The sequence below is a fragment of the Acinetobacter sp. AOR18_HL genome, assembly GCF_027855145.1.
Classification (GTDB): Bacteria; Pseudomonadota; Gammaproteobacteria; order Pseudomonadales; family Moraxellaceae; genus Acinetobacter; species Acinetobacter pittii.
Map to the genome: position 1 here is coordinate 1 of NZ_JAKTIG010000071.1, position 11,613 is coordinate 11,613.

Genomic DNA, 11,613 nt, shown 5'->3' on the forward strand with positions numbered 1-11,613 from the left:
TAAGCTCCATCGGTATAGACGGAGTCAACTCTCTCATCTTGTGGAATCTGATCGAGTAAATCACCAAGTACCTGTGAATCACTCACATTGTTGGTTGTGAGCTGAACAGCGCGTATTTGTAAGGTTTTAGCATCTATACCCATATGTAATTTACGCCATTGGCGACGATATTCAGACTGATGTTTTTTACGCTTCCATTCACCCTCACCTAAGAATTTCAGACCTGTAGAGTCAACGATTAGATACAGTCCATCACAACTTTTTTGATAGCTAATCACAATATCAATATGCTGTTGTCGTCTACAAATTGTAGTGTAGTCTGGCGCTATCCAATTTAACCCACAAAGATGGATGAGACTTTGAACAAAGCCAGTGACCATGCGTAAAGACAATCGGAAGAGAGATTTAATCATTAGGCAGCATTGGATAGCTGCGTCGGAGTAAGTTTGATTTCGTCCTTGTTTGCCTTTTGATGGGGCATACCATTGCGTAGCAGGATCAAACCAAATGGCAATATTTCCACGATTAATGAGAGCTCGGTTATATGAAGACCAATTGGTTGTGCGATAAATTTTAGGTGTCGACTTATTCATTTGAAAATTATATTGTGGAATAAGCCTTTAGAGATAGGTTTGTGCAACAAAGCCTCGTTAAACGCCCGCCGGTTCGACAAGCCGGTCAAGGGGTCGGTGATCGCCATACGCAGCAACTGCTGCTCCATTTCCTTGCGAGAAGAGATGTTGAGCAGAGTGCCGACTATCAGTTGCCTGCCCGCGTCACCCAGCCATCGGCCGCGATCCAAAACCCAAATCCAAACGCCGGATCGATGACGAACGCGGTACTCGCACTCCAATCGCTCCGACGGGTTTTCTTGATAAGCGCGCACCTTTGCCAGAACGACCGGTAAATCCTCCGGGTGAATACGCGCTTGCCATGCGGCATGGGTGGCGCCAATCTTCTCGTCGTCGGAGGTGAAGCCGAACATCGCCAGACTGCGGGCAGAAAGCCTGAAGCTGTCGGTGGCGATATCCCATTCCCAGAACCCCAATTCTGCGCCTTCCAGGGCGATGGCGATCCGTTCGTTGTCGTCGATTTTCGCTTGTTGGCGAAGCTTCAGCTCGTCGCGCCTCTGGCGATTGGTACGAGCAAAACCCCACGCGCAACCGCCATGCCAATATTGGCAAGTAGCGACACCATCAACCCAATGGCCGGCCCGTTCATGGTCTATCCCCACCTGACTCACTGAGTGTCTGCCGTAATTCCTCGATCCGGCGGTTGACGTAGTCGGCATTGATGCCCAGCATCAACAGCACCTGCTCGGCCAGCCCCAGTCCCAAAGCCAGGTACAACGGGTACAGCCTGACATTGGGCAGATTACGCAAAAGCTGGGCATCCGTTACGCGGTCAGTGGCCACCACCAAGGGCAAGGTCGGGCGGCGTTCGAGGACCGCTCGCGCAATGCGCTCGGCCGTCTGCGGACGAACAAGCGTCAGCACCACCAGACGGGCATGGGCCAATCCGGCGGCGGCCAGGGTGTCGAGCCGACTGGCATCGCCATACGACACCGGCGCCCCCATCGCACGACCCGCTTCGACCCTTTGGCGGTCCGATTCCAGCAGCAAATGCGGCACGCCTGCCAGACGCAGCGTTCGACTCAGCAGCAGCCCGACTTCATCCGCCCCACAGATGATCACATGGTCGCGCAACGACCGCGCCCGCTCGGCGACTTCGCCTTCTTCGGCCTGCGGTGGCTGACCGAGTGCGCCCGAGCGGCTGAATGCCCGCGCCCAACGGTCATGGTGTCGGATCAGGAGCGGCGCCAACCCCATGCTCAGCACCAACGCGATCAGCATCGGTTGCACCACGTTGGCGGCAACCAAGTGCTGCTGCATGACCATGCCCAGGAGCAGCAGCGCAAACTCGCCGCCATGCCCCAGCACGATGCCTGTGCGCCAGGCGTCGAGCGCCGACAGGCGGGTTGCGCGCAGAGCCAGAAAGTTCAGCCCCATCTTGAGAGGCACCAAGGCCAACAGCCAGCCCAGTACCGCCAGCGGTGCTGCCACGATCTGCGCGACATCCAGCTGCAAGCCGATGGTCACGAAGAACAGGCCCGACAGCACATCGCGAAACGGCCTGAGGTGGCTTTCCATGTGGTGCCGGAAGTCGCTCTCGCCCAGCACCATCCCGGCGAGGAAGGCCCCCAGGGCGGCGGATACGCCGACCGCGTGCGCAGCGGCGGCGGCAGCCACCACCACGCACAAGGAGACGAGCACGAACGATTCCTCGTGGCCCCGCCGCGCCACCCAGCCCAGCAGACCATGCAACAGACGGCGCGAGGCGAGGGCCGCTGCCGCGAACAGCAGCAGCACACCGAATACTTCGAGCAGCACATGCTCGATCTTCGGCGACTCGCCGCGCGCCCAGATCGCCAGCAAGGCCAACAGGGGCACGCTGGCCAGGTCCTGAAAGACCAGCACGGCGATGGCACTGCGGCCGTGGCGGGTGGTGAGCTCGCCTTGGTCGGCCAGTTGTCGGCTGACCAGCGCCGTGGACGACATGGCCGCCGCAGTGCCGAGCAGCACGGCGCTCTGGCCGGGCTGCCCCAGCCACATCAATAGCAGGATCAGCGGCGGGGCCACGGCGATCATCTGCAGAGCGCCCGCCATCAGCACTGTCCTGCGGGCGAGCCAGAAGTGTCCGAGGGAAAATTCCAGTCCGACCATGAACAACAGCAGCGCCACGCCCAGCTCGGACAGAAAGCTCAGCGTCTCCCCCGGCGCGATCACGCCGATGACTGAGGGGCCCAGTACAACGCCGACAGAGAGATACCCCAGCAAGGCGGGCACTCTGAACGCCGCCGTCGCCATCGCCGCCAGGCTGCAAGCCGCCAGCAGGATTAACGTAGCACCAAGCAAGCCCTGCATCGGTCAGCGTCCCACTTGCGTCGACGTCCAGCGCACGATGTCCTGCGTGCCCATCGCGCCGGCCTGACGGGCGATCTCCCGCCCACTCTGGAACAGGGCGAGCGTCGGGATGCTGCGGATACCGAACTGCGCGGCCAGGTGGGGCTCAGCCTCGGTATTCACCTTCGCCAGCCAGATCCTCGGTTCGAGCTGGTTCGCCGCTTGCTGGAACTGTGGCGCCATCATCTTGCACGGCCCGCACCATGGCGCCCAGAAATCGACCAGCAGCGGCAGATCGCTGCGCTCCACGTGGCGCGAGAACGTCGCCGTGGTCAACTCGATGGGCTCGCCCGTGAACAAGGGCTGCTGGTAGCGGCCACAGTTGGGATGTTCCGATAGCTTCGCAGTCGGTACGCGGTTGATGGACTGGCAATGCGGGCAGACGAGGTGAAGATCATTCTTCATGGTTCGCCTCCTTGGACCACAGTGAGGCTGCCTCGCTTCGGGTCACAGACAATGCCGACCAATCAACGCCTTGGAGCCAATCGTTCCCGTTTTTGCTTACTCCGGCCTCTTCCAGATGAGCAGCGATGAATGCTTCGGCCTGCATGAGCCACCTTCGGACAGCATCTTCCTTATTAGGAATCAGCAGGATTTCAGAGACGCTGCTGGCATTCAGCCCGTCCACACGGATAAGCAGAAAAATGCGCCGCCACAAACGCGGCATGTCCTTCAGCAGGTCAAATGCAAAAGCGAACTCGCTCGACCGATCAATCAGCTCCTCCTGTTCCGCGATCGTTGCGACATCGGGATGCTGACTGCCAGCGAAGATATCGGCCAGCTTGAGTGTGTCATCGGGCTGATAAAATTCGAAGATTTCCTCTTCCACCATGGCCTCGGCCACGTCTTGGGCATCCGGTTCGACCGGCGCGTCCAGAGAAACGAATTCGCCAAATTGCCGGCTGCTTGCCACTTCGTTATCCAGGACGGCGAACAGATGCTTCAAAAGACCGGTGTAAGCCTTTTTTTCCCCCGGCACGGATTGCCATTCCACCTCAGCTCGGACAATCGCTTCATCCACCACGTCGCGTAGCGTCGGATAATCGCGCGGTAAATCGCCGACGGCCCGCAGATAAGCCAGCTCACGCCTTGCGACAGCCTCAAGTTTCGACAGTAGAGGCATTCGGGTCACCTCGGCCTTATGGGCGGCTGATGCGGGTTTTGCGGCAATCCGCACCTTGAGCTCGCGCAAGCGCTCGCGTCGTGCTTTGCGCTTGATTTGATCCTGAGCATGCAGTCGGTCAAAATGCTTCTTGGCCTGACGGAACAACGACTTTGCGAGCATCTGCGCGAGGGGCGTCAGCTCGTCATGTGATGCAGTAACGCTGACAATCTTTTTGCCGGGCAGGTGCATATAGCCACTGGCCAGAAATTGCCGCTTGATCTTGTCGCGATCAAGGATGATTTGAAGTTGCGCTGAATCTTTAGTGTGTTTGTCGAGCAATGGCTTGAGGGCGTGCTCGATCACATTTCCCAAAGCTCTCTGCCAAGGTTCATGAAACTCTTTGTCGATAGCTCGATAGCTATATTGCATCTGCATGTATGACTCCTTCGATGTCATTTCTATGGAGGTATGAATCGAGGATGCTCATATCCATAGATTTTGGTTTGGCACGCTCTTACCCCAGGCGCGTTTTGCGAAGACTCCAACTAAAGAACAAAAGCGTGACGCCATAGACTGCCGCATGGAAACCCAACAGCCAGCCTGCGGCCACGAATGACTCGACCGGACGGGTAAAAAATATCCACAAGACGATAGCGCCAAGTATAATCGAGAGCAGTCCACTGAGGGCAAGCCAGATTTCACCCTTGATTTCCCGACGCAGCCGAACGGCGGCGGATATCTCCAGCACACCGGTGAAAATCGCCCAGAAGCCCACGCTAGCCCATAAAAAAGAAGCCAAGACTATCGTGGCGACCCAAGGAGCAACCAGGACGACGACGCCCGTAAGTATGCCGACAATGCCGCTGAACAGCAGCCAGCCCCAGCGCTCTTTTTTCTGGATATGGCGCACCGCTGCAAACAAGTTGAACGCGCCATTGACCAAGGAAAATGCGCCGAACATGATGGTCATGGCCAACAGAGCCGATTGTGGCATCCAGAACGCGAGGGCTGCAAAAATCAATGCCAAGACACCGCGCAGCACAAAAAGCCACCAATTTTGGCTCAGCGAACACAGTGCTTTGGTGGGGTCATCCGCATTGGAATTGGCGATGGTATCTGTGTTCATGCAATATCTCCTAAAGATCTATACAAAATAAAAAATCAAACACTCATGGGACAAGAGAGGGGGCGCTATGCGCCCCCTCTCCAGCGGTTTCAGAACAACTTGGACAGTTTTGCCTTGACTTCATCGAGCCAGCCTTTTCCGCAGCCTCCCCCTCCCGTCTTTTCCTTGATTTTCTTGAGTTCAGCGTATAGGGGCTCAAAGTCCTTCCTTTTACCATAGCCCAGCAGTTCTGCCATTTCCAACTGCTGCCGGGCTTCGTTCAACAATGTCTCCAGGCGCTCATTGGATGCTTCGCTGCGCTGACCATCTTCTACCAGGGGCTCTGCGCGCTTCAGGAGCAGCTTCGCACGCAGGACGGGCAGCGGAAGCACGCTGCGCTCCTCGACCAGCGTGCTGAGCGCTGACTGCAGCGCGGCTTTGGCTTCTTCGATCTTGCCCTGATCGATCAGCGGCACGACTGCCTTCACGGCTGCGGGATAGGACGCCAAAGGGATGTTGGTGACTGTGATCACGATTTCACTGGCCAGCAAAGCCAGCACGTGGCGAGCCCGTTGCACCTCGCCATGTTTGAGGGCATCCAGCGCCTCGTCGGTCATCGCCTCAATGGTTTCCGTGTTGGCGAACAAGTCGTGCACGATGGTGCGCACATCAACGCCGGCCAGGGCGAGCGTGGGTTCGCGCGCGACGATCAGCTCCAGCTTTCCCGTCACTTCGGCCAGCGTTGCCAATGCGCGTGCAGTGTCCTTGCCGTCAAGTGCGGCCAGCGCTGATTTGGTCAGCGACAAGGCCGAGACGGCCTCATCGAGGACTTGTTTACGTTTGTCTGCCGCCTGCGAGTCCGTTTCCTTCTGAACCTCAGGCTGTACCTCCGTGACGACTTCAGGCTTGGCCTCTGGACTGACAGGAAGGCTGCTTACCGCGGCCTGTTCGTTTATTCCTTCGTTCGTCGCATTGGGATTCGGTGTTTGCTCATTCATGGTGATATACCTCGTATGAGATAGTGAAAATAGGCGAATCTATTGGGGCTGAATGCGAACATCGCGAGACTGACCGACAGAGCAGTCAGCCCCTTCATCACCTCAAAACAGCTTTTGGATGCGCGTCTTCAACTCGTCGAACCATCCCTTGCCGCTTTTGCCACCAGCCGACTTTTGCTCAATGAACTTCACCTGATCGAAGATGGGTTTGAAGTCTGCCTTCTTGCCATAACCCAGGATCTGCGCCATCTCGATCTCCGTGCACACGGACGACAGCAAGGTGCTGAGCTCCTCGTTCTGCTTGGCATCGCGCTTGTCGGTCTCGGCCAGCTTTTCAGCTTTTGCGATCGCGGCTTCGGCCCGTAGCACGGTCAGAGGAAAGGCGACCGAGGTCACCACCAGGGTGTTCAGTGCTCGGGCGAGTTCCGCTTTGGCGTTGTCGATCTTGCCGCTGGTCAGCGACTGGCCGGTGGCACGTCCCACCAGGTGCGCCAGGCCGGCAAACGGCGCCGATACGGTCTGGGGCATCGTAGGCGTGAGGTCCTGCCGAACAGCAGGATCTGCCCCCGGAAACAGCCGCCGCGCCCGCCGCTGGTAACGGTTGATGCAGAACAGCCCATACAGCAGCGAACCGCCCAGCGGCAACAGCGCGATCAGCAGCACCCACAGCGTGGCCGATCGAGGGTCACGCTTGAAGATGACCGTGTGCCCCGCTGTGGGGATAGTGACCGCCAGCGGCACGAGGGTGGCTGCCCATGTCAGCCCGTTGGGGTCGGACACGACAGCCCCCATCGCTCAAGATTCGCCGCCCGCTGACTTCTTCTTGCGCGCAGGCTTGCTCGCGTCGCTCGGCGGCGTCTCGGCCGGCTTCGCGGCATCGGGCTTCTCAGGCTCGGCCGGCTTCGCGGGTGGCTCCTGGCGCTCGCAGACCACCCGTTCGGCCTTGTCGTCCCAGCGGGCGCTGGCGTGATCGCCCTTGCCAATGCCGCCGCCGAGCATCTCGCGCGCCAGCGTCGTTTCCAGTTCGCTGCGGATCAGGCGCTTGAGTTCACGCGCACCGAACTCCGGCTTGTAGCCTTCTTCCGCGAAATGGTCGATCAGCGTCTGATCGAAGGTGAGCGTCACGCCCTGGCTGGCGGCGTTGCGGGCCACACGATCGAGCTGCAGGCCGACGATATGGCGGATCTCCTCCTTGCCCAGCGCATGGAAGACGATGATCTCGTCGATGCGGTTGAGGAACTCGGGGCGGAAGTGTCCGCGCAGCACGTCCATCACCTCGAACTTGGTCTTCTCGTATTCCTCGCCGGCGGCGTCACGGGCCTTCAGCCGACGCTGGATGATGTCCGAGCCCAAGTTCGAGGTGGCGATGATGATGGTATTGGTGAAATCCACCACCCGGCCCTTGCCGTCGGTGAGCCGCCCGTCGTCGAACACCTGCAGTAGGATGTTGTAGACGTCGGGGTGAGCCTTCTCGATTTCGTCCAGCAGCAACACGCTGTAGGGCTTGCGCCGCACCTTCTCGGTGAGCTGACCGCCTTCGTCGTAACCGATGTAACCTGGAGGCGCCCCCACCAGACGTGCCACGGTATGGCGTTCCCCGTACTCGGACATGTCGATGCGCAGCAGCGCACCTTCATCGCCATAGATGGACTCGGCCAGCGCCTTGGCGAGCTCGGTCTTGCCCACCCCGGTCGGGCCCAGGAACAGGAAGGTAGCCACCGGTTTGCTACCTTCGCGTAAGCCCGCGCGAGACAGCCGCACGGCATCGGCCACGGCACGGACCGCCTCGTCTTGTCCCACTAGGCGCTCGTGCAGCCGTTGTTCCAGGTGCAGCAGCTTTTCGCGCTCTTCCACCGTCAACTCGTTGACTGGGATGCCGGTCAGGCGCGAAACGATCTGGGCCACGTGTTCTGCCTTGACTTCGGCACTGCCAGAGGCCCGCTCCCGCTCCCAGCCCTCGATCAGCTTCTTGAGCTCGGCCTCCTTGGCCTCGATGCGCTTGCCGAGCTCGGCGGCCTTGTCGTACTGCTTGCGCGCGGCCACGTAATCCTGTTCACGCCGCAGCTGGTGCAGTTCGGACTCCAGCTCCTGCACGGCCACCGGCCGGGCCGTGGCCGACAGCTTCACGCGCGCGGCCGCCTGGTCGAGCAGGTCGATGGCCTTGTCGGGCAAAAAGCGGGCGGTGATGTAGCGGTCGGACAACTCAGCCGCCGCGATGATCGCGTCCTCAGAGATGCTGACCTTGTGGTGCGCCTCGAAGGTGTCGCGCAGGCCGCGCAGAATCATGATGGCCTGTGCCACTGTCGGCTCGGGCACCGTCACCGGCTGGAAGCGCCGCTCCAGCGCGGCATCCTTCTCGATGTATTTCTGGTACTCGTTGAGCGTGGTGGCGCCGATCAGGTTCAGCTCGCCGCGCGCCATCATCGGCTTGAAGACGTTGGCCACGTCCAGCCCGCCTTCGCCACCGCCCTGACCGGCACCGACGATGGTGTGCACCTCGTCGATGAACAGAATCAGCTCGCCCTGGTGCTCGGAGATCTCCTTCAGCACCTTTTGCACGCGCTCCTCGAACTCGCCGCGATACTTGGCGCCGGCCACCATGGCGTTGATATTGAGTTCCACCAGGCGCTTGTCGCGCAAGGTCTCGGGCACTTCACCGGCCACCATGCGCTGCGCCAGCCCCTCGACGATGGCGGTCTTGCCCACGCCCGGCTCGCCGATCAGCACCGGGTTGTTCTTCTTGCGCCGGGCCAGCACCTCGATGGTGGTCTCGATCTCCTGCGCACGGCCGATCACCGGGTCGAGCTTGCCGTCATGCGCCATCTTGGTCAGGTCACGTGAGTACTTGTCGAGTTCCGGCGTGTTGGTCGGCGTCTCGGCGCGGCCATCCTCGGCGCCCTTGCCGACCACCTTGCTGACCTGTTGGCGCAGCGCCTGCGGCGTCAGGCCGTAACGGCGCAGCAGGTTGGCGGCCAGCCCTTCGCCTTCCTCGGCCAGACCGACCAGGAAGTGCTCCGGACCGACATAGGAATGGCCGAGTTCATTGGAGGTCACGAAAGCGCGGCTGAGCGCATCCTTCACGCGCGGCGACACGCCGATCTCGCCCTCGAACGGCTTGTCCCCGCGCTTGGCCTCGGACTCGATCTGCCGCTTGAGGTCATCGACCTTGATCTTGAACTGACCCAGGATGGTCTTGACCACGTCGCTGTCGGCCAGCGCCAGCAGCAGATGTTCGGTATCCACCTCGGCGCGGCCAAATTCGGCAGCGTGTTTGGCGGCCTCCTGCAGCAGGGCTTCCGACTGTTCGCTGATGCGGCTGGCCAAACCACTGCCGCGACGGCGCGGCGCACCCGAACCTGCGGCGGCGGGCTCGCCGAACGAGGCATCGACCACGTCATCGGTATCGGCGGCCATCGGCGTCGCGTCGTCGCCGATGCGGAAGAAGTCACTGCCGAGGAAGTCCTCGAATAGGCCGCTGCGCGAGCCGAACAAGGCTTCCAGCGGCGAGACGGTGCGCTTTTGCTGGCGCACCAGTTGACGGTAATGGTCGTCACACAACAGCATGGTGCTGTGACGACCGTTGAGATTGGCTTCCACCCGCACGGTGGCGGGTTGGCCGCAGACCTGGCATTGTTTTCTGTCCATGCTGATACTCCTGTAAAGATTGATCTGAAGAGGCACCGCCGATCACGGTGCCTCATTTCTTTTTGGTTTTTGAGAAAAACGCGCTGCCCCGCGTCAGCCGTTGATCGGGATCGAGCGCCCCTGCTTGGGCGTACTGGCCTCGCGCTTTTCCATCGTGATCGTGAGCACGCCGTTCTTGAAAGCGGCCTTGATCGTGTCCTGGTTGGCATCGGCCGGCAGGTTCAGAGCGCGCTGAAAGCTACCGTAGGAGCGCTCCACCCGGTGGAAACCGCCGTCTTTCGTTTCCTGCTCCTGACGCTTTTCACCGCGCACCAGCAGCACGTCGTTGTCGAGCGTGATCTGGATGTCTTTTTCGTCGACGCCGGGTACTTCCAGGGCGATCTTGTACTGCTTGTCGGTCTCCTGGATGTCCAGCGCCGGCTTCAGCATGCCCGGCCAGTCCGACGGCCAGCGTGGCATGGCCAGCGTCGGGAAACCGAAGCCTCGGAACGCGTCGTCGAACAGGCGGTCGATCTCGCGATGCAATTGCAGGATGGGACTGACGGGCCCACCCGACACCTGCAGGTCATTGCGCTGCACCGGCAGCGAGGCAGTGCTCTGTTGTTCTTCCTGCTCCTTTTTGAACCAGTTCCAGGGAGCCAATTTCTTGAAATCAATGTCCATGTCACACCTCCAGAAGAAAAATTGAAGACTCTCGCTCACTCCGCTTGCCGACTTTCAAGTACGCTGCCAATTCATCGAGCGTGAAAATCACCTGTAGGTGCGCTTTCATTTCGCCCTCTCCAATCGCGTCACTTTGCGGTTCCGGCCAAGGAAATCCTTGCAAGACTTTGTAAGATACTGCGCTTATCAGGAAAGAATATCAACATTCAATGTACAGCGATCTCCCGCCCCATTGATGCAGGTCGACTGCTCAGACAAGGTGCAGCGGGGCGACCTGATCAGGCCAACGTGCGGAATTGCCTAGTCGTCGCTGCGGATCGCGTTCCAGAGTCGGGTCGAAACACTTCCGTTGCCCCAGACAACGTATAGTAAGCACGCAAAAAAACCAATACAATACCGATACCAATACAATACATTTTAGAAAGAAAATATTAGCCAAGCTTGAAGAAGGCCAATCTATTCGAGCGGTTGCTCAGCACTTCGAAATGGCTTTGTTGCACAAACCTATCTCTAAAGGCTTATTCCACAATATAATTTTCAAATGAATAAGTCGACACCTAAAATTTATCGCACAACCAATTGGTCTTCATATAACCGAGCTCTCATTAATCGTGGAAATATTGCCATTTGGTTTGATCCTGCTACGCAATGGTATGCCCCATCAAAAGGCAAACAAGGACGAAATCAAACTTACTCCGACGCAGCTATCCAATGCTGCCTAATGATTAAATCTCTCTTCCGATTGTCTTTACGCATGGTCACTGGCTTTGTTCAAAGTCTCATCCATCTTTGTGGGTTAAATTGGATAGCGCCAGACTACACTACAATTTGTAGACGACAACAGCATATTGATATTGTGATTAGCTATCAAAAAAGTTGTGATGGACTGTATCTAATCGTTGACTCTACAGGTCTGAAATTCTTAGGTGAGGGTGAATGGAAGCGTAAAAAACATCAGTCTGAATATCGTCGCCAATGGCGTAAATTACATATGGGTATAGATGCTAAAACCTTACAAATACGCGCTGTTCAGCTCACAACCAACAATGTGAGTGATTCACAGGTACTTGGTGATTTACTCGATCAGATTCCACAAGATGAGAGAGTTGACTCCGTCTATACCGATGGAGCTTA

At 58.6% G+C, this 11,613-nt stretch carries 8 protein-coding genes and 5 pseudogenes; 2 read left to right on the plus strand and 11 right to left on the minus strand.

The window, feature by feature from the left end:
• The 11 genes and pseudogenes from MKL51_RS17720 to MKL51_RS17770 form a co-directional block, all read right to left on the minus strand.
• Positions 1–593: pseudogene (locus MKL51_RS17720) on the minus strand (IS5-like element ISAba13 family transposase); the annotation flags it as partial.
• On the minus strand, positions 590–1,243 hold the full coding sequence (locus MKL51_RS17725) for a PAS domain-containing protein (RefSeq protein ID WP_228129001.1): 654 nt from the start codon (positions 1,241–1,243) through the stop codon (positions 590–592). The gene MKL51_RS17725 and the pseudogene MKL51_RS17720, both read right to left, overlap by 4 nt.
• Positions 1,218–2,924: a cation:proton antiporter domain-containing protein gene (locus MKL51_RS17730; protein WP_032006326.1), complete on the minus strand. Its 1,707-nt coding sequence runs from the start codon at positions 2,922–2,924 to the stop codon at positions 1,218–1,220. The genes MKL51_RS17725 and MKL51_RS17730 overlap by 26 nt, the downstream gene beginning before the upstream one ends.
• A gap of 3 nt (positions 2,925–2,927) precedes the next feature.
• Entirely contained in the window at positions 2,928–3,368 is a 441-nt protein-coding gene (trx-GI, locus tag MKL51_RS17735) for a heat resistance system thioredoxin Trx-GI (protein WP_004834869.1), read from the minus strand.
• Positions 3,358–4,503 carry a hypothetical protein gene (locus MKL51_RS17740; RefSeq protein WP_005130191.1) on the minus strand — a complete coding sequence of 382 codons (1,146 nt, stop codon included), beginning with the start codon at positions 4,501–4,503 and terminating at the stop codon, positions 3,358–3,360. The genes trx-GI and MKL51_RS17740 overlap by 11 nt, the downstream gene beginning before the upstream one ends.
• A 79-nt stretch (positions 4,504–4,582) precedes the next feature.
• On the minus strand, positions 4,583–5,194 hold the full coding sequence (gene hdeD-GI, locus MKL51_RS17745; RefSeq protein WP_004834871.1) for a heat resistance membrane protein HdeD-GI: 612 nt from the start codon (positions 5,192–5,194) through the stop codon (positions 4,583–4,585).
• Between the two features lie 89 nt (positions 5,195–5,283).
• Entirely contained in the window at positions 5,284–6,171 is an 888-nt protein-coding gene (gene yfdX2 / locus MKL51_RS17750; protein ID WP_002126446.1) for a heat resistance protein YfdX2, read from the minus strand.
• Between the two features lie 102 nt (positions 6,172–6,273).
• Positions 6,274–6,627, minus strand: a pseudogene (gene yfdX1, locus MKL51_RS17755) (heat resistance protein YfdX1); the annotation flags it as partial.
• Positions 6,628–6,792: 165 nt separating this feature from the next.
• A pseudogene (locus MKL51_RS21050) lies at positions 6,793–6,963 on the minus strand (PLDc N-terminal domain-containing protein); the annotation flags it as partial.
• Between the two features lie 3 nt (positions 6,964–6,966).
• Entirely contained in the window at positions 6,967–9,816 is a 2,850-nt protein-coding gene (gene clpK, locus MKL51_RS17765; protein ID WP_004834873.1) for a heat shock survival AAA family ATPase ClpK, read from the minus strand.
• Between the two features lie 93 nt (positions 9,817–9,909).
• The gene (locus MKL51_RS17770) at positions 9,910–10,479 is read right to left on the minus strand and encodes an Hsp20/alpha crystallin family protein (protein ID WP_000350434.1); all 570 of its coding nucleotides are present in this window, start codon (positions 10,477–10,479) and stop codon (positions 9,910–9,912) included.
• 410 nt (positions 10,480–10,889) lie between these two features.
• Here MKL51_RS17770 and MKL51_RS17780 point away from each other — a divergent pair.
• Both MKL51_RS17780 and MKL51_RS17785 read left to right on the plus strand, forming a co-directional pair.
• A pseudogene (locus MKL51_RS17780) lies at positions 10,890–10,967 on the plus strand (IS630 transposase-related protein); the annotation flags it as partial.
• Positions 10,968–11,020: 53 nt separating this feature from the next.
• Positions 11,021–11,613 (plus strand): annotated as a pseudogene (locus MKL51_RS17785) (IS5-like element ISAba13 family transposase); the annotation flags it as partial.

Bases quoted from the DNA above. Each gene is read 5' to 3' on its own strand.
- MKL51_RS17770 (WP_000350434.1), bottom strand. From the start codon at position 10,479: ATGGACATTGATTTCAAGAAATTGGCTCCCTGGAACTGGTTCAAAAAG.
- trx-GI (WP_004834869.1), bottom strand. From the start codon at position 3,368: ATGAAGAATGATCTTCACCTCGTCTGCCCGCATTGCCAGTCCATCAAC.
- hdeD-GI (WP_004834871.1), bottom strand. From the start codon at position 5,194: ATGAACACAGATACCATCGCCAATTCCAATGCGGATGACCCCACCAAA.
- MKL51_RS17730 (WP_032006326.1), bottom strand. From the start codon at position 2,924: ATGCAGGGCTTGCTTGGTGCTACGTTAATCCTGCTGGCGGCTTGCAGC.
- clpK (WP_004834873.1), bottom strand. From the start codon at position 9,816: ATGGACAGAAAACAATGCCAGGTCTGCGGCCAACCCGCCACCGTGCGG.
- MKL51_RS17740 (WP_005130191.1), bottom strand. From the start codon at position 4,503: ATGCAGATGCAATATAGCTATCGAGCTATCGACAAAGAGTTTCATGAA.
- yfdX2 (WP_002126446.1), bottom strand. From the start codon at position 6,171: ATGAATGAGCAAACACCGAATCCCAATGCGACGAACGAAGGAATAAAC.